At 52.3% G+C, this 25,878-nt stretch carries 17 protein-coding genes and 11 pseudogenes; 16 read left to right on the top strand and 12 right to left on the bottom strand.

Features of this window, described 5'->3' with window-relative positions:
- Positions 1–73: 73 nt before the first annotated feature.
- The 3 genes and pseudogenes from eno (at position 74) to bglB (ending at position 4,485) form a co-directional block, all read left to right on the top strand.
- Positions 74–1,375: a phosphopyruvate hydratase gene (eno, locus tag ACWWJF_RS06930; RefSeq protein ID WP_455869037.1), complete on the top strand. Its 1,302-nt coding sequence runs from the start codon at positions 74–76 to the stop codon at positions 1,373–1,375.
- A 368-nt stretch (positions 1,376–1,743) separates the two neighbouring features.
- Positions 1,744–3,306, top strand: a pseudogene (locus ACWWJF_RS06925) (MFS transporter).
- Positions 3,307–3,345: 39 nt separating this feature from the next.
- Positions 3,346–4,485 (top strand): annotated as a pseudogene (gene bglB / locus ACWWJF_RS06920) (beta-galactosidase BglB).
- 56 nt (positions 4,486–4,541) lie between these two features.
- On the opposite strand, the pseudogene ACWWJF_RS06915 reads toward bglB, so the two are convergent.
- Positions 4,542–5,486, bottom strand: a pseudogene (locus ACWWJF_RS06915) (MBL fold metallo-hydrolase).
- On the opposite strand from ACWWJF_RS06915, the gene ACWWJF_RS06910 reads away from it, so the two are divergent.
- Together ACWWJF_RS06910 and queE are read left to right on the top strand one after the other, a co-directional pair.
- Positions 5,424–5,579 (top strand): hypothetical protein, encoded by a 156-nt coding sequence (locus tag ACWWJF_RS06910; RefSeq protein WP_455871272.1) that lies wholly within the window; start codon positions 5,424–5,426, stop codon positions 5,577–5,579. The pseudogene ACWWJF_RS06915 and the gene ACWWJF_RS06910 sit on opposite strands and share 63 nt — an antisense overlap.
- Before the next feature lie 171 nt (positions 5,580–5,750).
- The gene (queE, locus tag ACWWJF_RS06905) at positions 5,751–6,422 is read left to right on the top strand and encodes a 7-carboxy-7-deazaguanine synthase QueE (protein ID WP_455869036.1); all 672 of its coding nucleotides are present in this window, start codon (positions 5,751–5,753) and stop codon (positions 6,420–6,422) included.
- A gap of 16 nt (positions 6,423–6,438) precedes the next feature.
- Here queE and queD read toward each other — a convergent pair whose 3' ends face one another.
- Complete coding sequence (queD, locus tag ACWWJF_RS06900) at positions 6,439–6,801, bottom strand: 6-carboxytetrahydropterin synthase QueD (protein WP_455869035.1); 363 nt, start codon at positions 6,799–6,801, stop codon at positions 6,439–6,441.
- 185 nt (positions 6,802–6,986) lie between these two features.
- On the opposite strand from queD, the gene ACWWJF_RS06895 reads away from it, so the two are divergent.
- A complete protein-coding gene (locus ACWWJF_RS06895; RefSeq protein ID WP_455870938.1) occupies positions 6,987–8,021 on the top strand; it encodes an IS630 family transposase in 1,035 nt (344 codons plus the stop codon).
- 122 nt (positions 8,022–8,143) lie between these two features.
- Positions 8,144–9,475 (top strand): annotated as a pseudogene (locus ACWWJF_RS06890) (IS4 family transposase).
- Here the strand turns inward: ACWWJF_RS06890 and ACWWJF_RS06885 are convergent.
- A pseudogene (locus ACWWJF_RS06885) lies at positions 9,467–9,616 on the bottom strand (transposase); the annotation flags it as partial. The pseudogenes ACWWJF_RS06890 and ACWWJF_RS06885 sit on opposite strands and share 9 nt — an antisense overlap.
- A 63-nt stretch (positions 9,617–9,679) precedes the next feature.
- Positions 9,680–10,721, bottom strand: a pseudogene (locus ACWWJF_RS06880) (IS481 family transposase).
- A gap of 107 nt (positions 10,722–10,828) precedes the next feature.
- Between ACWWJF_RS06880 and ACWWJF_RS06875 the strand changes: the two are divergent.
- A pseudogene (locus tag ACWWJF_RS06875) lies at positions 10,829–11,386 on the top strand (mechanosensitive ion channel domain-containing protein); the annotation flags it as partial.
- A gap of 192 nt (positions 11,387–11,578) precedes the next feature.
- Here ACWWJF_RS06875 and rsmS read toward each other — a convergent pair.
- Entirely contained in the window at positions 11,579–11,749 is a 171-nt protein-coding gene (rsmS, locus tag ACWWJF_RS06870) for a pleiotropic regulatory protein RsmS (protein WP_455869034.1), read from the bottom strand.
- Between the two features lie 22 nt (positions 11,750–11,771).
- Positions 11,772–12,311 carry a primosomal replication protein PriC gene (gene priC / locus ACWWJF_RS06865; protein ID WP_455870973.1) on the bottom strand — a complete coding sequence of 180 codons (540 nt, stop codon included), beginning with the start codon at positions 12,309–12,311 and terminating at the stop codon, positions 11,772–11,774.
- 167 nt (positions 12,312–12,478) lie between these two features.
- Between priC and ACWWJF_RS06860 the strand changes: the two genes are divergently transcribed.
- The 8 genes and pseudogenes from ACWWJF_RS06860 to ACWWJF_RS06825 all read left to right on the top strand — a co-directional run bounded on the left by ACWWJF_RS06860 (position 12,479) and on the right by ACWWJF_RS06825 (position 20,724).
- Positions 12,479–12,838, top strand: a complete 360-nt coding sequence (locus ACWWJF_RS06860) for a DUF454 family protein (RefSeq protein WP_455870972.1) — start codon at positions 12,479–12,481, stop codon at positions 12,836–12,838.
- Between the two features lie 157 nt (positions 12,839–12,995).
- Positions 12,996–13,547: an adenine phosphoribosyltransferase gene (gene apt / locus ACWWJF_RS06855; RefSeq protein ID WP_455870971.1), complete on the top strand. Its 552-nt coding sequence runs from the start codon at positions 12,996–12,998 to the stop codon at positions 13,545–13,547.
- Between the two features lie 112 nt (positions 13,548–13,659).
- Positions 13,660–15,645 (top strand): DNA polymerase III subunit gamma/tau, encoded by a 1,986-nt coding sequence (gene dnaX, locus ACWWJF_RS06850; protein WP_455870970.1) that lies wholly within the window; start codon positions 13,660–13,662, stop codon positions 15,643–15,645.
- Positions 15,646–15,684: 39 nt separating this feature from the next.
- A complete protein-coding gene (locus ACWWJF_RS06845; protein ID WP_455869033.1) occupies positions 15,685–16,014 on the top strand; it encodes a YbaB/EbfC family nucleoid-associated protein in 330 nt (109 codons plus the stop codon).
- Positions 16,014–16,619: a recombination mediator RecR gene (gene recR, locus ACWWJF_RS06840; protein WP_455869032.1), complete on the top strand. Its 606-nt coding sequence runs from the start codon at positions 16,014–16,016 to the stop codon at positions 16,617–16,619. The genes ACWWJF_RS06845 and recR overlap by 1 nt, the downstream gene beginning before the upstream one ends.
- 207 nt (positions 16,620–16,826) lie before the next feature.
- Positions 16,827–18,716, top strand: coding sequence for a molecular chaperone HtpG (htpG, locus tag ACWWJF_RS06835; protein WP_455869031.1), 1,890 nt, complete (start codon positions 16,827–16,829; stop codon positions 18,714–18,716).
- 160 nt (positions 18,717–18,876) lie between these two features.
- On the top strand, positions 18,877–19,521 hold the full coding sequence (adk, locus tag ACWWJF_RS06830; RefSeq protein ID WP_455869030.1) for an adenylate kinase: 645 nt from the start codon (positions 18,877–18,879) through the stop codon (positions 19,519–19,521).
- A gap of 172 nt (positions 19,522–19,693) precedes the next feature.
- A pseudogene (locus ACWWJF_RS06825) lies at positions 19,694–20,724 on the top strand (IS630 family transposase).
- A gap of 233 nt (positions 20,725–20,957) precedes the next feature.
- Here ACWWJF_RS06825 and ACWWJF_RS06820 read toward each other — a convergent pair.
- From ACWWJF_RS06820 to ACWWJF_RS06795, 6 genes and pseudogenes are all read right to left on the bottom strand, one after another.
- Positions 20,958–22,166, bottom strand: coding sequence for an IS256 family transposase (locus ACWWJF_RS06820; RefSeq protein WP_455869029.1), 1,209 nt, complete (start codon positions 22,164–22,166; stop codon positions 20,958–20,960).
- A gap of 58 nt (positions 22,167–22,224) precedes the next feature.
- Positions 22,225–22,536, bottom strand: coding sequence for a hypothetical protein (locus ACWWJF_RS06815; protein WP_455869028.1), 312 nt, complete (start codon positions 22,534–22,536; stop codon positions 22,225–22,227).
- Positions 22,537–22,619: 83 nt separating this feature from the next.
- Positions 22,620–23,314 (bottom strand): IS1 family transposase gene (locus tag ACWWJF_RS06810; protein ID WP_455869027.1). Its coding sequence is split into 2 segments (ribosomal slippage): positions 22,620–23,071 and positions 23,071–23,314, totalling 696 coding nucleotides; the frame shifts between segments, so codons are not numbered across the junction.
- 324 nt (positions 23,315–23,638) lie between these two features.
- A pseudogene (locus ACWWJF_RS06805) lies at positions 23,639–24,355 on the bottom strand (IS5 family transposase); the annotation flags it as partial.
- Between the two features lie 265 nt (positions 24,356–24,620).
- Positions 24,621–25,626: pseudogene (locus ACWWJF_RS06800) on the bottom strand (IS110 family RNA-guided transposase).
- A gap of 67 nt (positions 25,627–25,693) precedes the next feature.
- Positions 25,694–25,876: pseudogene (locus ACWWJF_RS06795) on the bottom strand (transposase); the annotation flags it as partial.
- Positions 25,877–25,878 lie beyond the last annotated feature (2 nt).

Here is a 25,878-nt window from a genome sequence, read left to right as displayed (position 1 = left end):
CTAAGGTTTTAGTTTAAAGCTCGGTTTTATATACAGAATCGGTTTTAGTTTAACTTGTACTGAGGAAAATCTAATGTCCAAAATCGTTAAAGTCATTGGCCGTGAAATCATCGACTCACGCGGAAACCCGACCGTTGAAGCGGAAGTGCACCTGGAAGGTGGTTTCGTTGGTCTTGCTGCTGCTCCGTCAGGCGCTTCCACAGGCTCTCGCGAAGCGCTGGAACTGCGTGATGGCGACAAATCCCGTTTCCTGGGCAAAGGCGTAACCAAAGCCGTTGCCGCTGTGAACGGACCGCTGGCGCAGGCCATTCTGGGCAAAGATGCCAAAGATCAGGCTGCCATCGACCAGCTAATGATCGACCTGGACGGTACTGACAACAAATCCAACTTTGGTGCTAACGCCATTCTGGCGGTGTCTCTGGCTAACGCCAAAGCAGCAGCAGCGTCCAAAGGTCAACCGCTGTACGAACACATCGCTGAACTGAACGGCACCCCGGGCAAATTCTCCATGCCTCTGCCGATGATGAACATCATCAACGGTGGCGAACACGCTGACAACAACGTTGATATTCAAGAGTTCATGATTCAGCCGGTTGGCGCGAAAACGGTGAAAGAAGCGATCCGTATCGGTTCTGAAGTGTTCCATCACCTGGCGAAAGTGCTGAAAGGCAAAGGCCTGAACACCGCTGTTGGCGACGAAGGCGGCTACGCGCCGAACCTGGGCTCCAACGCAGAAGCACTGGCTGTTATCGCTGAAGCGGTAAAAAATGCCGGTTACGTGCTGGGCAAAGACGTTACGCTGGCTATGGACTGTGCTGCTTCTGAGTTCTACAACAAAGAAACCGGCAACTATGAACTGAAAGGCGAAGGCAAAACCTTCACTTCTCAAGAGTTCACTCACTATCTGGAAGGCCTGACCAAAGAGTACCCGATCGTTTCTATCGAAGACGGTCTGGACGAATCTGATTGGGACGGTTTTGCTTACCAGACCAAAGTACTGGGCGACAAAATCCAGCTGGTTGGTGACGACCTGTTCGTAACCAACACCAAGATCCTGAAAGAAGGCATCGAAAAAGGCATCGCTAACTCCATCCTGATCAAATTTAACCAGATCGGTTCTCTGTCCGAAACCCTGGCTGCTATCAAGATGGCGAAAGATGCTGGCTACACTGCCGTTATCTCTCACCGTTCTGGCGAAACCGAAGACGCTACCATCGCCGATCTGGCGGTAGGTACTGCGGCTGGTCAGATCAAAACTGGTTCCATGAGCCGTTCTGATCGCGTTGCCAAGTACAACCAACTGATCCGTATCGAAGAAGCACTGGCTGGCCGTGCTGCATTCAACGGTCTGAAAGAAGTGAAAGGCCAGGCGTAATCGCCTGTCTGCTGCCGGGACTTATCGCCCGGCTATCGAAGCCCGGAAACGCGTAAGCGTCTCCGGGTTTTATTATTTTTGTTCTCTGTGATTATCCCTTTCACGTCCGTATCCCTATCTGCTCCTGTGCTTACTACCCTGTGATCGCCATAAACGAACCGCTGGTTTTATTGGTTTAAAATGGCTTTTTATAAAAATCTTGAGGTCGATCGTTACGTTCTTCCCTGGGATGCCAATCCCGCTCGGGGCGTGGCAACGGTGCAAAGGTTTTCCCAACGTCCCGGCAGTAGTTTAGCTATCACGGCAGTAAAGGGTTTGTACCCTGCCGCATTACCTTCATAAAGACAATGACACAGGAAGGATGGCAAATGAAAACGCGTAAAATTGGGCTGGCCAACTATTTGGCTTACGGCTCAGGTGATTTTCTCGGTGCGGGAACCACGGCGCTAACGGCGGCATGGTTGCTCTATTTTTACACCACGTTTTGTGGCTTGACGCCCATTGAAGCCACGTTTATTTTCGCGATGGCCAGAGTACTGGATGCCGTTGTCAGCCCGCTGATGGGGTTCTTGACGGACAACTTTGGCTCAACCCGATTGGGTAAACGCTTTGGCCGCCGTAAATTCTTTATTTTGCTCGGTATTCCCTGTGTGTTTAGCTACAGCTTTATGTGGGTGGGCGACATGGGGTACTGGTACTATCTGCTGATCTATTTGGTGTTTGATGTGGTCTACACCATGATTCTGGTACCGTATGAAACGCTGGTACCGAAAATGACCGATGATTTTAAACAGAAAACCAAATTCTCCGGGGCGCGTATCGCGCTGGCGCAGCTTTCTACCATTCTGGCGGCGTTCCTGCCAGGCATTCTGCTCAGTCACTTTGGCAAAGACAACGCCATTTCCTTCTTCTACTCAAGCCTGGTGTTCTCGGTGATTTGCGCCACAGTGCTGACGCTGGTCTATTTCTTTACCTGGGAACGGCCGCGCGAAGAGATGTCAGCGGCGTCACTACAGGCAGAAAAGGAACGCCAGTCACTGACGCTGGGACAAAGCCTGAAGCGACTGAGCGTCGAACTCTCTTCCACGCTGCGCATTCGTATTTTCCGTCAACATCTCGGGATGTACCTCGGCGGCTACATTTCACAGGACGTGTTTAACGCGGTATTCACCTACTACGTCGTCTTTGTACTGATGCAAAGCCCCACGGTGGCTTCCAACCTGATGGGTACCATGGCTATCCTGCAATTCCTCGCGGTGATTGGCATGATCCCGCTGTGCATTCTCTTCGGACCGGCTCCCTCTTACCGCTTAGTGGTTTGCCTGTTCGGTCTGGCGGCGATGTCTTACGGCGTGCTCTATTACAGCGGCCTGCACGATGTGTTCTCTTTGCTGTTGCTGATCTCTGCGTTGGCGGGGCTGGGGCGTGGTGGTATCAACTACGTACCGTGGAATACTTACACCTACATTGCCGATGTGGATGAAGTGATCACCGCACAACGTCGTGAAGGGATCTTTGCCGGGATCATGACGCTGACTCGCAAGGCTTCTCAGGCCGGCGCGGTGATGCTGGTCGGCGTGGTGTTGCAACTGTCGGGGTTTGTTTCAGGGCCGAGCGTACAGGCACCGGGCGTAAGTCATACCATCCTGATGGTGCTCAGTGTCGGCACAGTCTGCGTGCTGGCGTTAGGTTTTCTGGTCTCATTACGGTTTAAACTGAACCTGCAAACACACCAGACACTGCGTGAAGAGACGCTAAAAATGCGTGAAGCTGGACGTCCGGTGCCGGAACGCATCACGCCACAGGCGCGTCAGGTGGTGGAAATGCTCTCTGGCATGTCTTATGAATCGCTGTGAGGCAATAACAATATCGGTTACCTGAATCGCCATAAACAACCGGCGCATTCAGCAACCCAGGTGACTCAGCATTAACCGCATGAACGCATTAACGATAAGAGTGGATGATAATCTATGACCGTATTCAGTTTTAAACATAGCCCGCTGCTGCGTCAGCCTGAGCACTTTATCTCTCGCGACGATCTGAAGGCACTGATCTGCCGCATTACCGATAATCTGGTCAATATCAAGGATGAAACCGGTGAGTTTCTGCTGCGGTTGGATGATGGTCGTGTCATCGATACCAAGGGTTGGGCTGGGTGAGAATGGACGCACGGTATTGGCCTGTACGGCATTTACCAATATTACCAACAGACGGGTGATGACCAGATGCGAGCCATCATTGATGATTGGTTCGAGGCACGTCTGGCGGAAGGTACGCCTACCAAAAACGTCAACACGGTCTGCCCGTTCCTGACGCTGGCCTATCGCTATGAAGAGACGCGTGATGCCCGTTGGGTGCCTTATCTGGAGCGCTGGGCGGAGTGGGTGATGTATGACATGCCGCGCACCCAGAAAAACGGTTTGCAGCATATCGTCTACAACAGCGAAAACACCGATCAACTGTGGGACGACACCCTGATGATGAGTGTGCTGCCGCTGGCAAAAATTGGCAAGCTGCTCAACCGCCCCGAGTTTATTGAAGAGGCAACCTACCAGTTCTTACTGCACGTGCAGTATCTGATGGATCGACGCAGCGGCCTGTGGTTCCATGGCTGGACGTTTGATGGCAAGCACAATTTTGCCGAAGCGCGTTGGGCGCGCGGCAATAGCTGGCTGACGGTAGCCATTCCTGAGTTTATCGAACTGCTGGAATTGCTTGAAGGAAATGCAACGCGCCGCTTCCTGTTGCAGGTGCTGGAAAGCCAGATTGAAGCGCTGGCGCAGTATCAGGATGACAGTGGTCTGTGGCATACGCTGCTGGATGACGCCAACTCTTACGTGGAAAGCTCCGCCACCGCCGGATTTGCCTATGGTATTCTGAAAGCGGTGAGCAAACGCTATGTGGATAAGCGCTATGCCGAGATGGCGGAAAAAGCGATTCGCGGCGTGATTACCAATATCAATCCGCAAGGCGAGCTGGTCAATGTGTCGTTTGGTACGGCGATGGGCCGCGATCTGGACTACTACCGCCAGATACCGCTGACCTCCATGCCTTACGGTCAGGCGATGGCAATCCTGTGCCTGTCTGAGTATCTGCGCGTCTATCTGTAAGCGATAAACCGAAGATGGCCCCGCGAAAGCACTATGTTGCTTCGCGGGGTTTGGCGTTATTTCAGTCCGTTCAGGCTGTAATTCACCGGGATCCAGCGATAACCGTTGGTGGTGCCGTTGCGTTCCACGCGGGTATTTACATGGCCGATGCCCGGGAACGGCAGGTGCGCGCCCGCCACCAGATAGCCTTCACTGGCTGCCTGAGCAGACAGGGCTTCGCGGGTTTTGGTCTCCTGATCCATATCTGAATCGAAGCTGATGGTGGTTTCCGGTATCGGCATTTGCACTGCTTCGGCGTGCACGATATCGCCCCATGCCAGCAATTTATTGCCGTCACTGACGATGCTATAGGCGGTATGCCCTGGCGTATGGCCTGGCGCAAACACCGGTGTAATGCCAGGCAGCAGTGGGGCATCCCCGCTGAAGGTTTTCACTTTATTTGCTGCCGCCAGGATCTTAAAGACGTCCTGAACCCGCTGGAAAGCGGGCTTGCGTTAAGGGGCGGCTTGCGCCAGATGCTGCGGATCTAACCAGAAATCATACTCTTTTTGCGAAACGTAAACGGTCGCATTCGGGTAGGAGAGCTTGCCGTTTTGCACCAGACCGCCAAAATGGTCGCCGTGCAGGTGGGTCATCAGGATAGTATCGACCTGTTCGGGACGATAGCCCGACGCCAATAGGTTTTTCTGTACTTTTCCGACGTTGCTGTTGGCCTGCGTGCCGTTGCCGGTATCAATCAACACCAGATTTTTACCTGTGTTGATCAGAAACGCATTGATGGAAGTTTCAACCGTGGGGGATAAGGATTTCTCTGCCAGCAACTGGCGAATGGTGTTGGGATCGGTGCGCGTGAGCAGTTTGTCCATCGGCATAGCGTTGGTGCCATCTGAAAGCGCGGTAATTTCATATTGCCCCAACAACTACCGATAGTGGCCGGGTTGGGTTTTGACTTGCGTCGTGGCTTCAGCCACTGCGGCATCGGGGAGGCCGAAGGCTGTCATCGCTATCAGGCACGCCGCTTTCAAAGGTTTCATCGTATCGTTCCTTGTCGTAAACACCGTGAAAAAGAAATGGGCAATCCCCTTGATTATTAACCGAACTGCAACATTCCTCAAATGTTATCACCTCCTATCGTAACGTTATAATGCAACGGCTATCTGGCGCGGTCACGCGATGTGGGGTTTGGCGCACCACAGGCAATCTGCGATAATGACGGTTTACCAGCCTGCTCGTGCTGGCACCCGATAGTTAAGTGATAGGATGTTATGCTGTACCCAATAAATGAGATGTTTCAAACCCTGCAAGGTGAAGGTTTTTTTACCGGTGTTCCGGCGATTTTTGTACGTTTGCAAGGGTGTCCGGTGGGTTGCAGTTGGTGCGATACCAAACACACCTGGGATAAGTTTGCTGAGCGTGAAACCACACTGGAGAATATTCTGGTAAAGACGCAGGAGAGCGATGCTTGGGCACCGGCCAGCCCGGAAGCTATTCTGGCGCGCATCCAGCAAGAGGGGTATAGCGCCCGGCATATCGTTATCACGGGGGGAGAGCCTTGTATCCATGACTTGACGCCGCTGACCGACTATCTCGAGCAAAACGGCTATCGCTGCCAGATAGAAACCAGCGGCACCCATGATGTGCGCTGTTCGCCGCAAACCTGGGTCACGGTCTCACCCAAAGTGAATATGCGCGGCGGCATGGTGGTGCTCGACCTGGCATTAGTGCGCGCTGATGAAATCAAGCATCCTGTGGCGAGAGAGAAAGACATTGAGGCGCTGGATGCTCTGCTGGCGCGTTTACACGATGATAAAGCACGGATTATCGCCCTACAGCCCATCAGCCAGAAATACACGGCGACCAAACTCTGTATCGAAATCTGTATCGCGCGTAATTGGCGTCTGTCGATGCAGACGCACAAGTATCTGAATATCGCCTGATAGCATGCCGAACCTTTTATTCCCCCCGATAAACGCAGCCCGCCGTGCAGGTTTCTTTCACCGTCACGGCGCTCAGCAGAGGCAGTGTGGGTTTTAACTGCTGCCAGATCCAGTGCGCCAGCACCTCGCTGGTTGGGTTTTCCAAGCCGGCGATTTCATTGAGGTAGTGGTGATCCAACTGCTGCCAAACCGGATTGAATACTGCTTTCAAGTCTGCGAAATCCATCACCCAGCCGGTATGCGGGTCGACTTCACCGGTGATTTCCAGTCTCACCATAAAGGAATGTCCGTGCAAACGGCCACATTTGTGCCCTTCCGGCACGTGCGGTAGGTGGTGGGCGGCTTCAAACTGAAAATCTTTAAATAGGGTAGTGACCATAACAACGTTCCTGAAGGGATAACCGAGCGTAAACAAAAGCCGTCGCATACTACCGGAAAGTCGTCCTTGAAGCACGTTTGGTTGAAGAATAATCTGATTGATAGGGTGTTCATCTGATCAGGAGACCTATACTCGTAATCATTGAAGATGCTTGATTTTCCATGAACAATACCCATTTCATGGTTATGAACATTCATCCCACTGAAGAGCAGAAAAAAAAGTTAAGGAATCTTCACCAAACAAGTCGTGACCATCATGTGCGCGATCGGATACGGTGTGTCCTATTGTCTGCCGATGGCTGGACGCCAGGAATGATTGCACAATCGCAACTTATTCACGAAACCACGGTACGCCGTCATCTAAATGATTGGCTAAAGGGTGAGAAACTTGCGCCTGAGAATGGCGGCTCTGATAGTCATCTCAGCGAAGAGCAAACCGCTGAACTCACCACATCTCTGACGAACAACCTTCTTCCCACTACACAGGCTATCATTGAACAGGTTGTTGATTGGTGGGGTATCCGCTACACCGTTCCGGGAATGACTAAATGGCTGCACCGCAACGGCTTCAGTTATCGAAAGCCTGTCGGTATCCCACATAAATTCAGTGCAGAAGCGCAGCAGGCGTTTGTGGAAACCTACAACGAGCTGAAACAAAAAGCCGGTGACGATGAACCCATCCTGTTCATCGATGGCGTCCACCCGACACAGGGAACAAAACTGGCATATGGCTGGATGCCTGCGGGAAAAAAATCTCAGCCAGTGGAAACCACCGGTAGTCGTACCCGTCTGAACATCATGGGAGCCCTGAACCTGAACGACATCGGCAGCACGGTGGTTCGGGAGTACGACAGCATCAACAGTCTCAATATCGCCCGCTTTTTTATCGCCATCCGGGAAACTTACCCGATAAGACAGAAGGTGCATATCATACTCGACGGAGCGGGTTACCACCGGGCGGAGCTGGTGAAAAAGTGGGCATATGTGATGAATATCGACCTCCACTATCTGCCGCCTTACAGCCCGAATCTGAACCCGATAGAAAGACTGTGGAAAGTGATGAATGAAAAGGTGAGAAACAACCGCTACTTCGCTTCACCAAAGGCGTTTCGGCAGGAAATACACCACTTCTTCCGCAATATATTACCGGGACTGGCGGGGGGCTTGTCGCGCAGGATTAATGACAACTTCCAGACGCTGAAAAATGCAACTTCAAGTTAATCGAGTATACACAAGTCCGCAACGCCTTATATGCCAAGGGTTAGCGGGCTGAAATAGGCAGCCGGTGGGGTTGTAAATGAAGTGAAACCGACGTGTACTATCGCCATTTACGGCGCTGAAAAATGACACGGGATTCAGATGGCTGGGCACACCAAGAACTGGAAGGGGTAAATCTTGGTGACACGAGGCTCAATAAGCGTGCCAAAGGGCTTTTGATACGGCTGGCTGAGAATCCGCAAGCCAGCATTCCGCATGCGTGCCTCGGATGGTCTGAGACGCTGGGTGCTTACCGCTTCATGGAGAACCAAGCATTCGAATGGCGAGACATTCTGCAACCTCACTGGCAGCGTACGCAGGAAAGGATCCGAGAACACGAGGTTGTGCTGTGTATCCAAGACACTACCGAGCTTGACTTCAACGGGCAGCAAATCCAAGGCTTGGGTCCCTTGAACTACGAAGCCAGGCGTGGTCTGTACCTGCATCCGACCTACGCGGTCAGTCCGGATCGCGTGGGGTTGGGCGTACTGGATGCGTGGATGTGGGCAAGAGAGCCGAAGGATGCAGACGGAAAACGCGATGGGCTCAAGGAGAGTACGCGCTGGCTCGAGGGATACGAGCGAGTTGCTGAACTCGCCTCGGAGTTGCCAAACACACGTCTGGTGTACTTAGCCGATCGCGAAGCGGATATCAAGGCGTTGATGCAGCTCGCTGATGACCTTGGCACTCCGGCTGACTGGTTGATCCGCTCGACTCATAATCGCAGTCTGGACTGTAATGAGAAGCTTTGGCAGAAGGTTGGAAAGACCGTGCCGGTGGGATAAATCCAATTCGTTATGGCGGCTCGCGCGGGGCAGAAGGCGCGTACGGTGAAACAGGCGCTGCGCGTGAAGCGAGTGTCGCTGCGTTGCGGGTTGGCAGTGACTTGTGTGATAGCCAAGGAAATTGAGCCGCCAGCAGGCGTGAAGCCGGTCGAGTGGCGGTTGCTGAGCAATCGCGTACCTGAAGGACGAGAAGATATCGTGGAGCTGATCGACTGGTATCGGGCTAGATGGGAAATCGAGATGTTCTTCAATGTGCTGAAGAACGGCTGCTGTGTCGAAGCGTTACAGTTATCGACCGTGGATCGCATTGAGCGGGCATTGGCGCTGTTCATGATCGTGGCATGGCGCATCGCCTATTTAATGCGTATGGGACGAACCTGTCCAGAGCTGGACGCAATGTTGTTCTTTGATTCCGACGAGACTCATGGAGCTTACCTACTGATGAACAAGTGTATGCCCAAGGGCCGCCCTAAGCTAAACGAAGTATTGCGCTTAGTTGCGCAACTCGGAGGCTTTCTTGCTCGAAAAGGCGACGGTGAACCAGGCGCAAAAACTATCTGGAAAGGCTTGCAGAAAGTCATGACGGCCGCCGAAACGCTACGCGCGCTCAGGCACGAACAGAGATGTGTATAACGAGGTGGGTACAAGACCGGTGGAAGCGGCAAAATTACGACTGTTTTCATATTGATTGCCATCGCCTAACTGTGATGACAAAACGCTGGCTGTTATCGGTCCAACACCAGGGATGGTCATTAAATGCTGGCCAGTTTCATCTAAATTGTATTAGCTCAGACCTGATCTGACAGTTACCGGTTATTTATACAGGTGTCTGTCAGATTAAATCTGGTTCAGATTTTTTTCTGCCCAGACTCGTTTACCATCAAGTAACGTGGCCATTGGCGTACGCCCGCAGCACATTTTACCCTGATGAGTTCGCTCATTATTGTAATGCCACAACCAGTTGTCCAGATCCTTTTGTAGACTGTCTAGGTCCTCGTATAACTTCTTACGGAACGCAACCTGATAAAAATCCTGCAAAATAGTTTTATGGAAGCGCTCGCAGATACCGTTTGTCTGCGGAGACATCGCTTTCGTTTTCGTATGGTCTATATCGTTGATAGCCAAGTACAGCTGATAGTCATGTTGTTCCACTTTACCGCAGTACTCCGTCCCCCCTGTCCGTCAGTATTCTTAGCATTGGCAGCCCCTGAGCTTCGTAGAACGGCAGCACGCGATCATTGAGCAGGTAGGCGGCAGAGATCGGTGCTTTACTCGTGTAAAGCTTGCAGTGCGCCACTTTCGAGTACGTATCCACGAACGTCTGCTGGTAGATACGGCCAACACCTTTCAGATTACCCACGTAGAAGGTGTCCTGCGACCCCAGATAACCCGGGTGAGCAGTCTCTATTTTACCACAGGCTTCGTCGTCGTGCGCCTTCTTCTCCAGTGCAGCGATTTGAGCATCAGTAAGTACGATGCCTTCTCTGGCAACTTTTTCCTCAAGTGCCTTCAGGCGCTTACGAAAGTTTTCCAGATCGTGTCGTTGCCAGATGGAGCGCACACCGCTGCCAGAAATGAAGACGCCTTTTTTACGCAGCTCATTACTGGTCCGGTGCTGGCCATGAGCCGGGAACTCAATGGCGTAATCAACAACCGCACGTTCAGTGGCTTCATCAGCACGGTTTTTCAGGTTGGGAACCCGGCGGTTTTGGTTAACCAGAGCGTCAATGCCGCCTTCTGCCGCCAGTTCCTGATAGCGATAAAACGTGTCGCGTGACACCCCCATGATTTTACAGGCTTTTGATACGTTACCGAGTTCTTCGGCGAGATTGAGCAGGCCGGCTTTGTGTTTGATGATGGGATTGTTAGTATGAAGCATGAGAGTTACCTCGTGTTTTATATAAGGATTCGACACCCATATCAAAACCGGTAACTCTCAACCTTTCAAGGTCCAGTGTCAGATCAAGTCGCGACTAATACACTTTAATTTCCGGCCTGATCATTCTGTTCGAACGTCCGGTACGCATTGGCAATACCATCACTATTGGCACCTTCTCCGGTTCAGTAAGCAAAATTCGCATTCGCGCCACCACCATTACGGATTTCGATCGCAAAGAAGTGATTATTCCCAATAAGGCCTTTGTGACCGAGCGGCTGATCAACTGGTCGCTGTCGGACACCATTACACGTGTGCTGATTAAAATTGGCGTGGCCTACGGCTCCGATCTGGACAAGGTGAAAGCGGTGCTGTTGCAGGCGGCACATGAGAACAGCCGCGTGATGACCGATCCTGAGCCACAGGTGTTTTTCCTGGCGTTTGGTGCCAGCTCGCTGGATCACGAACTGCGGCTTTACGTACGGGAGCTGCGCGATCGCAGCTATACGGTAGATGAGTTAAACCGTAGTATCGACAGGCTGTGTCGGGAAAATAATATTGATATCGCGTTTAATCAGCTTGAAGTCTACCTGCATAACAAACAGGGCAGCGAAGTTCAGGAGATAAACCGCGCGTTGGGTGGTAACGCGGTAGGTGAAACGGCGTAAGCGGGGTTATCCGTCTGATAACAAAATTACTTTACCCCTCGTCATCCTCGGCGAAAGCCGGGGAGCTCTGTGAGAATAAATGTGTTTCTTCGGTATGAGATTCCCGCCTTCGCGGGAATGACGGTGATGGAAGGGGATGACGGCGGGTGTAGCGCTGTTTATCTGCAACCTAGTGAACTGGTGTAAACGGGGTCATCCGTTGTCAGGCACAGGCCCTGTTACGGCATCTGCCTTGGATTCGTAGTCACGCCGCACAATCTCTAACGCAGCCAGCACCACATCGGGCGTGATATCGCTCTCTTCCAGCAGCATAATCAGATCGACTGCCAGTTTGACCTCTGGCGGGGCATTTTCCAGCGACATGCGTTAGGTCCTTTGGTTGCGGTTACAGCCCTTGTTCACGCCTTTCCACCTTACGCTCTAAACGCTCCAGCGCCTGACGACACCGTGCTAACCGGCCTTCGAGCGCGGCTATCTCTCGTTGCAACTGTTGCTGCGTGCTCAACGTTGCCGCTCTGTCGAGTTGGCTTTCCCGATCCTGAATCATCAAATTCAGGCGTCGTTCATAGTCCTGGTGCTCTGCCAGCTTTTGATACAGATCGCTGGCAACGGCGACTGGCGTCTTCTCTTCCTGACGGCGTAGCGCCTGTGTGGAGAGTTCTCGTTGTAGTGCGCCGATCTGCGCGACCAATTTTTCCGTCATGAACGCGACGCGTTCGGTACGGCTTTCTGCTACCAGATGGAGCAAGGACTGAAAATTTTGCTCAACTTCATTCAGATAATCGCGCAAACGCGTGCCATGTGATTGAAACAGTTGGCGATCAAAACGGGAGTAGGCCAACGGCCTGTCTGCCAGCGGAGCGACCGCCTGAGCCAACAGGACAAGTTGATGTTCCAACGCCTGAAGAAAATGGTGGCGGTTCACGGATTGACCCACATAATGAAATGATAAAGCCAAGCTTGCACGGGATTGTCAGCAGGCACAAGCCTTTTGCACGTAGGGAATAAAGATGAGCGCATCTTAACTAACGTCAGGGAAGGGCGGGATGCTAGAGTGCTAGCGCGTAACGTGAAGAGGATGAGCAGTGATGTATTGGGTTGGTGGTGTTGGGATGGTTAGCGGTTGTGTTGGCGACGTTAGGCGTTGTGTTGCCGCTGTTGCCGACTACCCCGTTCCTGCTGCTGGCTGCTTGGTGCTTTGCCCGTTCCTCACCGCGTTTTCATGCCTGGCTGATCTACCGTTCCTGGTTTGGCCCCTATTTGCGGCACTGGCAGTATCATCGAGCATTGCCGCCGGGAGCAAAAGGCAAAGCGGTGGTGATGATCGTGCTGACCTTCGCCATTTCGCTGTGGCTGGTGGACATGGTATGGGTCAGAGTGCTGCTGTTAACGATAATGGCGGTCTTGCTAACCTTTATGTTGCGCCTGCCAGTTGTTGATCCGCGACAATAAAACCCATCGCAGGCTGTTGCATTTGATCGTCAGTTTGACTATATTTGAGCGTTTTCGTGTGCCGTTTGCCTCCGGTTATCTCTCAGTATCGATGAGCGGAAAGGAGCAGCAGCGGTCATGGGTAAGATTTTTAAAGCGTACTATCAGGCAAAAGATGATGAGCGTAACCGCACAGCATTCAGAATTAATCAAAAACAGCATTAAAAGCATTCCCGATTATCCCAAACCGGGGATCTTGTTCCGTGATGTCACGAGTCTGCTGGAAGCGTCCGTTGCGTATGCGACCAGTATCGAGATGCTGGTAAACCGTTTTCGTGACACTGGCGTAACAAAAGTGGTGGGCACGGAAGCGCGCGGTTTTTTGTTCGGTGCACCGGTGGCACTGGCGTTGGGGGTGGGTTTTGTGCCAGTGCGTAAACCAGGCAAACTGCCGCGCCCGACGATTTCAGAAAGCTATGAGTTGGAGTACGGCACTGACAGCCTGGAAATTCACACCGATGCCATCAGCGCTGGCGACAAGGTGTTAGTCATCGACGATCTGCTGGCTACCGGCGGTACCATTGAGGCCAAGGTTAAGCTGATTCGCCGTTTGGGCGGAGACGTCACCGATGCGGCATTTATCATTAATCTGTTCGATCTGGGCGGCGAGCAGCGTTTGAATAATCTTGGTATCAACTGCTACAGTCTGGTGAATTTCCCGGGCCATTGATCCTGCCTTTTTTCCGTCGTAAATCTGTTGGCTATCCTGATAAACAGTCTCGCCGTGTCCGGCGAGGCCGTGTTAGCATGGCCTCCTCAATCACACAACCGTTGCGGTATTGATGAGCTATCAGGTACTGGCCCGTAAGTGGCGTCCTCAATCTTTCGCTGATGTCGTTGGTCAAGAACATGTTCTGACCGCATTGGCCAATGGTCTCTCTATGGGGCGGGTTCACCACGCCTATCTGTTTTCCGGCACGCGTGGCGTGGGGAAAACCAGTATCGCTCGCCTGTTGGCGAAAGGACTGAACTGTGAGAGCGGCATTACCGCCACGCCTTGTGGACAGTGCGCGAATTGCCGGGAAATTGAGCAAGGGCGTTTTGTTGACCTGATCGAGATTGATGCCGCCTCGCGCACCAAGGTAGAAGACATCCGCGAACTGCTGGATAACGTGCAGTATGCCCCTGCGCGCGGTCGGTTCAAAGTCTACCTGATCGATGAAGTGCACATGCTCTCCCGCCACAGCTTCAATGCGCTGTTAAAAACGCTGGAAGAGCCCCCCGAACACGTTAAATTCCTGCTGGCGACCACCGATCCGCAGAAGTTGCCTGTCACTATCCTTTCTCGCTGCCTGCAATTTCATCTCAAAGCGCTGGATGTGGAGCAAATCCGTCACCACCTTGAGCAAGTGCTGCAAGCCGAAGCGATTGCGACCGAACCGCGCGCCTTGCAACTGCTGGCGCGTGCGGCGGAGGGCAGCCTGCGTGATGCGCTGAGCCTGACCGATCAGGCGATTGCCATGGGGCAGGGCGCGGTGTTGACCGATGCGGTCGCGCGCATGCTGGGCACGTTGGATGATGAACAACCGCTGGCGCTGATTGAAGCTATCGTCAATGCCAACGGCGAACAGACTATGGCGTTGCTTCAACAGGCGGCGTCGCGTGGCGTTGACTGGGAAGCGCTGTTAGTTGAGATGCTGACGCTATTGCATCGTATTGCGATGGTGCAGTTGCTGCCCACGGCGCTCGGGCCGGAAGATTCCCCCATTGCGTCGCGCTTGCGCGATCTGGCCCGCACCGTACCGCCTGCCGATGTGCTGCTCTACTATCAGACGTTGCTGGTGGGACGAAAAGAATTATCCTATACGCCAGACCGGCGTATGGGCGTTGAAATGACGCTGCTCAGAGCGTTGGCGTTTCACCCGCAGGCTGTGATTGCACCTGTGACAACCGTGCCAGTGGTGGCAAGTGCGCCAGCCTCACCTCAGGCGCATATTGCGCCAGCGCGCCAGGCCACGACGCCTAGTGCACCGCCATCTCCTGTCACCGCGCCGTCATCGCCGATAGCGGTGCCAGAGGAGCATGTTGTACAGGCCGCACCGCTGCCTGACACTACTTCGCAACTGTTGCAGGCGCGCAGCCAGTTATTGCAGCGACAGGGTACGCCGCCACCAAAAAAGTCTGAGCCGGCAGCGCAGGAAGGCGCTCGGCCGGGCACGGCGGTATCGGCGCTGGAACGCTTGGCCTCGGTGACGGAACGCAGTCAGCAGCGTCAGACGGCTGACAAGAACGGCGAGGCGCAGAAAAAGCCTGAGGCGTACCGCTGGCGCGCGCAGCAACAGCAGACTACCGTGGCAGAAACCACCGCCACGCCTAAAGCGTTGCGCACGGTACTGAAGTACGAGAAAACGCCGGAATTAGCGGCTAAATTGACGGAAGAAGCGCAAGCGCGCGATGCTTGGGCAGCAGAGGTTCAACGTTTACCTCTACCGAAACTGGTTCAGCAACTGGCGCTTAACGCGTTTAAAGTCGACACGGATAACGAAACCGTGACGCTGCATTTACGTTCATCGCTGCGTCACTTGAATTCACCGTCGGCACAAAAAACGCTGATGGATGCATTGGCAGCACATTATGGAAAGCCTATCACCTTGGTGGTGGTAGAGGATGACGATCCCAGTACGTTAACACCGCTGGAGTGGCGTCAGACGATTTATGAAGAGAAACTGGCGCAGGCGCGCGAGTCTCTGATGACCGACAAAACGATTCAAACGCTGCGGCGTTTCTTTGATGCGGAACTGGACGAAGAGAGTATCCGCCCTGTTTAACCGCTGCAATTCTTGCAGCCATGCAATAGAGAGAAGCATATGTTTGGTAAAGGTGGTTTGGGCAATCTGATGAAGCAGGCCCAGCAGATGCAAGACAAAATGCAGAAAATGCAGGAAGAGATTGCCAAGCTGGAAGTGACCGGTGAATCAGGCGCAGGCTTGGTCAAAGTCACCATCAACGGTGCACACAACTGCCGTCGTGTCGAAATCGATCCCAGCCTGCTGGAAGATGATAAAGAGATGCTGGAAGACCTGATCGCTGCCGCATTCAACGATGCCGCGCGCCGTATCGACGAAACTCAGAAAGAGAAAATGGCGTCAGTTTCCAGCGGTATGCAGTTGCCGCCGGGCTTCAAGATGCCGTTCTGATGCAAACCAGTCCGCTCCTTGAGTCATTGATGGAGGCGCTGCGCTGCTTGCCGGGCGTGGGGCCGAAATCAGCACAGCGCATGGCGTTTCAATTGCTGCAACGCGATCGCAGTGGTGGTATGCGTTTGTCGCAGGCCCTGACGCGCGCCATGTCTGAAATCGGTCACTGTGTGGATTGCCGCACCTTTACTGAGCAGGAACGCTGCGCGATCTGCGCCAATCCGCGTCGTCAGCAAACGGGACAGATCTGCGTGGTGGAAAGCCCCGCAGATATCCACGCCATTGAGCAGACCGGACAGTTTGCCGGCCGTTACTTTGTGTTGATGGGGCATCTGTCGCCGTTGGACGGCATCGGGCCGGACGATATCGGACTCGACCTGCTGGAACAACGCTTAGGGCAGGAAAACCTGACAGAAGTGATTCTTGCCACTAATCCGACGGTGGAAGGCGATGCGACTGCCAACTACATTGCTGAACTGTGTGCCCAGCACGGCGTGGTGGCGAGCCGTATTGCGCACGGCGTGCCGGTCGGCGGTGAGTTGGAAATGGTCGATGGTACCACACTCTCCCATTCGCTGGCGGGGCGTCATCTCATCCGTTTGTAGCAGCTGTGCTGCATTTTCCCTGGCGTGGTGTTGTCTTCACCTGACGCCGCGCTGGGGATAAATTGTTTTTTGCTCTTGAAAATCCTTCTCCTTATCCCCACCTTTTGCCTACTGGCCGGAAATACCGGCACCATTCCCACACCCGCTGCAGGGATTGAACATTATCAGCCTGACTAACTATTAGGATTGAGGTAAGTGACAATGAGCATGAAGGGCCAAGAAACGCGCGGTTTTCAATCTGAAGTGAAGCAATTGCTGCACTTGATGATCCATTCACTTTATTCCAATAAAGAAATTTTCCTGCGTGAATTGATCTCCAACGCCTCTGATGCGGCAGACAAGTTACGTTTTCGCGCCTTATCTTCGCCAGCGCTCTATGAAGGGGATGGAGAACTGCGCGTGCACGTTTCCACCAATAAAGAGCAACGTACCCTGACCATCGCGGACAACGGCATCGGGATGTGCCGCGATGAAGTTATCGATAATTTGGGCACCATTGCCAAATCGGGTACCAAGGCGTTTTTGGAATCGATCGGCTCCGATCAAGCCAAAGACAGCCAGCTCATCGGTCAATTCGGTGTGGGCTTCTACTCTGCGTTTATCGTTGCGGATAAAGTGACGGTGCGTACCCGTGCAGCGGGCGCGGCGGCAGAAGAGGGTGTGTTCTGGGAATCGGCGGGGGAAGGTGAGTACACCGTGGCGGATGTGGTCAAGGCCGATCGCGGTACCGAGATCACCCTGCACCTGCGCGAAGGGGAAGATGAGTTCCTCGATGAGTGGCGCGTGCGTTCCATTATCGGTAAATACTCCGATCACATCGCGCTGCCGGTGGAAATTGAAACCCATACGCCGAGCGAAGAAGAGGGCGGCGAGCCGACGGTCACTTGGGAAAAGGTCAACAAGGCACATGCGCTGTGGACGCGCAATAAAGCGGATGTGACCGAAGATGAATACAAAGAATTCTACAAGCACATTGCTCACGATTTCAGCGATCCGCTGAGCTGGAGCCATAACCGCGTAGAAGGGAAGCAGGAGTACACCAGCCTGCTCTACATCCCTTCTCAGGCACCGTGGGACATGTGGAACCGCGATCATAAACATGGCCTGAAACTCTATGTTCAGCGCGTGTTCATCATGGATGACGCCGAGCAGTTCATGCCGAATTACCTGCGCTTTGTGCGTGGCTTGATCGACTCCAACGATCTGCCGCTCAACGTTTCTCGTGAAATCCTGCAAGACAGCCGAGTTACCCAGAATCTGCGTAATGCACTGACCAAACGCGTGTTGCAGATGCTGGAAAAACTGGCAAAAGACGACGCCGAAAAATACCAAACCTTCTGGTTACAGTTTGGTCTGGTGCTGAAAGAAGGACCTGCTGAGGACGGAGGCAATCGTGAAGCCATTGCCAAACTGCTGCGCTTCGCTTCCACCTACGGCGACAGCTCCGCTCCGACGGTATCGCTGGAAGAGTATGTCAGTCGTATGGTCGAAGGGCAGGAGAAGATTTACTACATCACTGCCGACAGTTATGCCGCTGCGAAGAGCAGCCCGCATCTGGAGTTGTTCCGCAAGAAAGGCATCGAAGTGCTGCTGCTTTCTGACCGCGTCGATGAGTGGATGATGAGCTACCTGACCGAGTTTGACGGTAAGTCCTTCCAGTCCGTCAGCAAAGCGGATGAAGCGCTGGATAAGCTGGCGGATGATGCCAGTGATGACGAAGCGCGTAAAGAAGCGGAAAAATCCCTGGAACCGTTTGTGGAGCGCGTGAAAACGCTGCTGGGTGAACGCGTCAAAGAGGTGCGCCTGACGCATCGCCTGACTGATACGCCTGCCATCGTCACCACCGATGCCAATGAAATGAGCACGCAGATGGCGAAGCTGTTTGCCGCCGCTGGGCAGAATGCGCCGGAAGTGAAATATATCTTTGAACTCAACCCTGAGCATGCGTTAGTGAAACGCGCTGCAAACACCGGCGATGACGTGCAGTTTGGCGAGTGGGTTGAACTGCTGCTGGAACAGGCGCTGCTGGCTGAACGCGGCACGCTGGAAGATCCTAACCAGTTTATCCGTCGTATGAACCAACTGCTGAGTGCATAACCGCTCACACTTTTCTGAAAACCCGGTTTTTAACCGGGTTTTTTTTCGCTTTGTGACACGCTGAAGCGAGCCCGTTCCTTGAGGATAAGCCTCTGGAATGGTATGGTTGAGCATTTTCAAATTTATTTTAAAAAATCTACATAGCAAGGGGATTTACGCAATGCGTATTATTCTGCTGGGCGCTCCGGGCGCAGGCAAAGGCACTCAAGCACAATTCATTATGGAAAAGTATGGCATTCCGCAAATTTCCACGGGTGATATGTTGCGTGCGGCGGTGAAAGCCGGGACCGAACTGTGCAAACAGGCCAAAGAAATCATGGACGCAGGCAAACTGGTCACAGATGAATTGGTTATTGCCTTGGTAAAAGAGCGTATCGCCCAGGATGATTGCCGTAACGGTTTCCTGCTGGATGGTTTTCCTCGCACCATTCCGCAAGCGGATGCCATGAAAGACGCTGGCATTCAGGTTGATAACGTTATTGAGTTCGCTGTGCCTGACGAACTGATTGTCGATCGCATTATTGGCCGTCGCGTGCATGCTGCATCAGGTCGTGTTTACCACGTGAAGTACAACCCGCCAAAGGTTGAAGGTAAAGACGATGTCACGGGTGAAGAACTGACCATCCGTAAAGACGATCATGAAGATACCGTGCGTAAACGTCTGGTGGAATATCATCAGCAAACTGCGCCGCTGGTGGACTACTACCAGAAAGAGGCCAAGGCAGGCAATACCCGCTACCACAAAGTAGACGGAACCCGTCAGGTAGTACAAGTGCGCGCTGAGTTGGAATCCATCCTGGGTTAACCTATCGCAGTGTCGTATGAAAATGCCGGTACAGCGTGACCGGCTTTTTTATGCTTGAGCGCGCGGTATCTAAATAACTGTTCCGAATAGTAGATCACCTGAAGGGAACTCAGTCCGAGTTGAGCGATCTGATCAATCGATAAAGATCCCAAATCATCAACCGGACTGAGCGATGTCGAGCATAGCACCGATACCCCGTAACGAACGACGCCTGATGAAGAAAACTCTCCATAAAACGCGTGACAAGAATCACGCCCGCAGGCTGACCGCCATCCTGATGTTGCATCGGGGCGAGCGCGTGAGCGATGTCGCCGAATGCTTTGCTGCGCCCGTTCGTCAATCGGCAGATGGATTAACTGGCTCACCCTGTACGGCATTGAAGGCCTCAAATCTCTGCGGCCCGGTCGTGGCCGTCTCTGGCCGTTTGAACAGATCTGCGCACTGTTAATCCAGCTCGTAAAGCGTTCCCCTCATGATTTTGGCTATCAGCGTTCGCGCTGGAGCACGGAACTGCTAGCGATAAAAATCAATGAGATAACCGGTTGCCAGTTGCATGCTTCCACGGTGCGCCGTTGGCTGCCTTCTGCCGGTCTGGTGTGGCGACGCGCAGCTCCTACGCTGCGTATCCGCGACCCGCATAAGGAAGAAAAAATGGAGGCCATCGCGATGGCGCTGGAACAATGCAGCGCGGAACATCCCGTCTTTTACGAAGACGAAGTGGATATTCATCTGAATCCCAAAATTGGCGCGGACTGTCAGGTTCGCGGGAAGCAGAAACGCATCGTGACGCCGGGCCAGAACGAGAAATATTATCTGGCGGGTGCATTACACAGCGAGACGGGAAAAGTCAGCGATGTTGGAGGAAACAGTAAAAGTTCGTGTTTGTTTATCAGTATGTTAGAGCATCTGGGAGCAACGTACAGACGGGCAAAAACGCTCACGCTGATAGTTGATAACTACATTATTCACAAAAGCCGGGAGACGCAGCGCTGGCTGGAAGAAAACCCGAAATTCAGGGTTATTTATCAGCCGGTGTACTCACCATGGGTAAATCATGTAGAGCGGTTATGGCAGGCGTTGCATGAAACCATTACCCGCAATCATCAATGCTGTTCAATGTGGCAGTGACTGAACAAGGTTCGCCGCTTCATGGAAACCGTCAACCCGTTTCCCAGTGGAAAACATGGACAGGCAAAAGTGTAGCGGTATTAGGAACAGCTATTTAGCGCGATTATTCAACACTGAAGCGTATCATCTACTCCGGTTTACCTTTTTCGCATTGTAACGGATACGCACTTAGTGGGGGTTTTCGGGGCGATGACTGGGATTCACCGTTGGTTTTCGTTGCTATTTTATAAAACAGCACTTTCGCGGTCGGATTCTCATTTAATAGCGTATTGACCGACCCTGTACATGATTCTGTGTAAATGCCTTTCTCAGTAGTGACCGTCCAGTCGGTCACCGAACTCGATAATAAAACGGCTCATTGCCATACGCCAGTCCCGCAGTGGCATCGTCCATTTCTGTGAGGCCGACTGGATTGCCAGCCACACCACCTTTTTCACTGCGTCGTCAGTCGGGAACACCTTGCGTTTTTTAATCGCATGCCGGATCACACTGTTCAGCGACTCGATGGCGTTGGTTGTGTCGATGACTTTGCGGATATCTGCCGGGTAAGCGAAGAACGTTGCCAGATTGCTCCAGTTCGTCTGCCAGCTCCGGCTTATCTGTGGATAGCGGCTGTCCCATGCGCTGGCGAATGCTTCCAGCGCCTGCTGGCCTGCTTCTTCCGTAGCGGCCTGATAGATGGCTTTCAGGTCGCGTGTGACGACTTTGTAGTCCTTCCAAGAGACGAACCTCAGGCTGTTGCGTACCATGTGCACGATGCACAGCTGGATGCGGGCTTCCGGATACACCGGGTTGATGGCGTCCGGGAAGCCTTTCAGACCGTCGACACAGGCGATGAGGATATCGTTCAGGCCGCGGTTTTTTAGTTCTGTCAGCAAATTGAGCCAGAACTTCGCGCCCTCGTTTTCGGCCAGCCACATACCCAGCAGTTCTTTCTGGCCCTCGATGTTGATACCCAGTGCCAGGAACACGGATTTATTGATGACGCGACTGTCCTGCCGGACCTTCAGGATGATACAGTCAAGGTAAACAATGGGATAGACTGCATCCAGTGGACGATTTTGCCATTCAGTAACCTGTTCCATCACGGCGTCGGTGACCTTCGAGACCAGCGCCGGTGAGACATCCGCATCATACAGCTCGTTGAACGCAGACGCTATCTCGCGGGTGGTCATCCCTCTGGCGTACAGGGACAGGATTTGGTTATCCATCCCGGTGATCCGGGTCTGGTTTTTCTTCACCAGTTGTGGTTCGAAGGAGCCATCACGATCGCGCGGAGTACGTAGTGCCAGAGGGCCATCGCCGGTGGTCACGGTGTTTGTGGAATAGCCGTTGCGGGAGTTGGCCCCCGGTTTGGGCTGATTTTTATCGTAGCCCAGATGGTGGGACATTTCGGCGTTGAGAGCAGCCTCAACGCTGATTTTCTTCAGCAGGCGATCGAATTGGCTGAGATCGTCAGGGGTTTTGAGATTTTTGGCCAGTTCGTTAGCCAGAGCCTGCAACTGTTTTTCGTCCATAAATTAACCTGTTTTTGATGTTGGATTGAACATATCAAAATCAGGCAATTACACAAATTTATGTACAGGGTCTATTGACCTTATCATAATTTCTATCCGCATCGCTTTTGTTCCCGTTTCTGATGTGATACGCATAGAAAAGGGAATAGAGCACACTGCTTTTTAAGTCAATGTAGTTTTTATCGATACCTTTGCTGTCGTTGTAAAAGTTATCGACTCGTTCTTCGTAGCCTCGGATGGTTTGAAACTGGCTTTTTTTGCTTTCCGGGATTTTACTGTGCGATTTGATCAAATCAAAATAATAATACCACAGTACGGGAGATGGGTACTTTATCAAAACCTCGTTCATGTATTTGTTGGTGATATCCATTTGATCTTTTTGCGGCAGTGTGGCAATCACCTCAAGGAGAAAGTCAATAAAGGTAAGGATTCTTTCTTGGGTAATGACTCCAATTAGTAGAACATGTGTTTTTCGATGAAGACTCCGATGACTTTTTCGTGGATCTCGACGGAGCGCGAGAAGCAAATCGTTTTACGCGCCAGTCGTTTAATGCGGGTACGGAGCGTCAGGTTATTGCGCTCTATGCGTTGCGTGAAGATCTTGCCAGTCAGATGTTTCTGCTTCGGAACCTCTCTTGCATAGCTGCCCCAGTTGTCACTGGTAATCATGCCGATGTTGAACGGTGTCAACAGAGCCAGCAATTCACGGCAGGTCTCATCGGTTCGGGGGCCAAAAGTGTAGGCCAGAACACCGCCCGTTTTGGTATTGTAAGCGTACCAGAGCCAGTGCTGTAGCGCCTGACTGCCAACGAAGCTCCATTGCTCATCAAGTTCACAGATAAGGGCGACGTCGGCGTGAGCAACGGGAGAAGACGTTATCCTGCGGGGCGAGAGCTTTTTAAAGCCCGGATGACCGTATTGATGCCGATTTTCAACGTTCTGGCGGTATCGCGAACACCGGCACCGTTGAAGGCCATATCAACGATCTGCTCTTTGACTCCCGGCTTTCGCGCTTCATAGCGGTAGGTAAGCTGGAATACACGGCGACAGCACTGACACCGGAAGCGTTCGCGCTTAGTTGGACTAAGGCCATGTCGATAAACTTTATCTGAATGGCAGCGAGGGCAATGAACAAAAACAGTAACCACGTGGAAACCTCAAATAGCGGCAGAATATCACAAAAGCCAACTATTTGAAGGCATTACCATCTTGTTAATGTGATTTTCTACTCCGATGGGAGACATCCACTGCGAGCCCGCTTTGATACTTCTGGCGTTGATATCAATAAATAAGATATGCGCCAGTATTTCTATCTTTTAATCGTGATGTAATTAATTGTTGTTAAAGATCTTTTTGAATAAATCGTTATACCATGCAATTTCAATTTCCGCCGCGTGTGCGTTTGCGTTCATGTACTCTGCGGCTTTGTTGAATAAATCAGAACTTGTAACGACTGTGCCCCAGGTCGATTGTTACGTGATGCGAATACTGTTCGGCATTCCTAATAGCGTGATCCGGTTAAGCGCTTTGACCATCGCCATGGCTTCACCCACCTGAGCATCGTAGTCACGCAGACTTAGATGACCACCCAGAAGCGTTTTGAACCGGAACATGGCCGTTTCAGCCACTGAGCGTCGGTGATAGCCCACTTTCTTTTTCCAGGTATCGTTGCTGCCGCTCAGGCGCTGATTTGCAACAGCGTGGTTACGCTCGTGGTAGTGGTCCGGCCAATATTGCGCCCCCCTTCGCGGCGGGATAAGCGGCCTTATTTTCTTCCTCAGCAGAGCATCATGGCAGTAACCTGTATCGTAAGCGCCGTCAGCCGATGCCTCTCTGATTTTCCGGTGGGTCTGGTTTATCAGTGCCGGTAGAGCCTGGGCATCAGTCGTACCACTGAGCGACAAATCCGCACAGATAATCTCATGCGTCGCACTGTCTACTGCCAGATGCAGCTTACGCCACACCCTGCGTCTGTCAGCACCATGCTGCCGGACTTTCCATTCGCCTTCGCCAAAGACCTTCAGGCCGGTTCCATCAATGACCAGATGTGAGATTTCACCACGGGTTGGCGTTTTTATGCTGATGTTCACTGTCTTTGCTCGCTTGCTGAGCAGCGAATAGTCTGGACAATGCAGCGACAATTTAATCAGTTTAAAAATCGAGTCAACAAAACCCTGTAAAGCCCTCAATGAATCTATGGTCACCCCCATTTTTGCAACACTGATCTTTGATTAATGGTGGGCTTGCTTAAATCTATCCGGCGTCTTTATGGCCAAGGATGCCCGCGCCACGATGAGTTTCGCACCTGATATTCCTAAAAAGACCATCGGCTTCATTGAGCCATTTTCATTTTTTGGTTTTATATCAGGCCGTCAGGCCGTTCATGTCATCAATAATCAGTCTTCGCAAAACCAGATGGGTAATTTCGTTAAATTGCTGACTGTTAGACCAGCATTACTGTTCAAACACGGTATTTCGTGTCGTTATTGCCCCAAGCTATTCGAGCTAATTTATTTGCTAATGCACAGCACACAACGCAAGAATGTTTCCTGCCCAACTGAGACCTTACCCAATCAGCTAATCTCCCTGATTGATGGTCAATTCTTAGGATAAATACCCGCGCACATTGAACAAGCAATCGGCGAAGGTTTTTATCTCCACGCTTGCTAATACCCAGCAGAGTATTCTTCCCTCCAGTACTGTATTGGCGGGGTACAAGACCGGTGGAAGCGGCAAAATTACGACTGTTTTCATATTGCTTGCCATCGCCTAACTGTGATGACAAAACGCTGGCTGTTATCGGTCCAACACCAGGGATGGTCATTAAATGCTGGCCAGTTTCATCTAGAGAGAGTGCCTGCCCAAGTTCTCTTTCGAGCTCTGCTATCTGCCCAACCAAATATTGGTAATGATCGTGTAATCGAAGCAGCAACTGTGCCAGATAAGGTGGCAAGTCATTATCAGCCAGAACAGCTGAAAGCCTTTTGATTACCGCAATACCTTTCGGCATGCTGATACCAAACTCCAGTAAAAAAGCATGCATTTGGTTAGTCGTTTTAACGTTGTCTCTGACCAACGACTCCCTGACGCGATGCAAGGCTCGCATAGCCTGCTGAGCCTCAGTTCTTGGCTGCACAAACCGCATGGAAGGGCGTGATCCGGCTTCGCATATTGCTTCGGCATCAACGAAATCGTTCTTGTTGCTCTTGACAAAAGGGCGGACAAACTGCGGAGAGATCAACTTTACTTCATGCCCCAGCTCACTGATCCGACGAGCCATAAAATGGGCACCGGCGCAGGCTTCCATTACAACGGTAGTAGGTGTACACGTAGCCAGAAACTCGATGAGTTTGGTGCGGGTAAACTTTTTCCGCAGTAATGCCTTGCCTGATTTATCCTGGCAATGAATGTGAAAAGAATGTTTGCCGAGATCGATACCAATAAGCGTGACGTTTTGCATGATGGCCTTCTCCATAAAGAAACACCCTGTCAGCGTACCGCTCACAGGGTGGGGGTGACCATCTCATTAGGCCAAACACGCGTTTCATCATCAGGACTGTGGTGATGGCCATATCTGAGTAGTGGAGCGGTCGTCCACGCCGTTCAGTAGTCGTTTTTTCCGTCCATGCAGCAATGGCTGATTCATCTAGCCATACGGTTAGAGAACCGCGCTGCTTGAGGGCCTTGTTATAGGAGGGCCAGTTAGTTATAT

This window comes from Symbiopectobacterium sp. Eva_TO (assembly GCF_053848865.1).
Note: the sequence above shows the minus strand (reverse complement) of the source record. Positions and strands in the feature narration are given on the sequence as shown.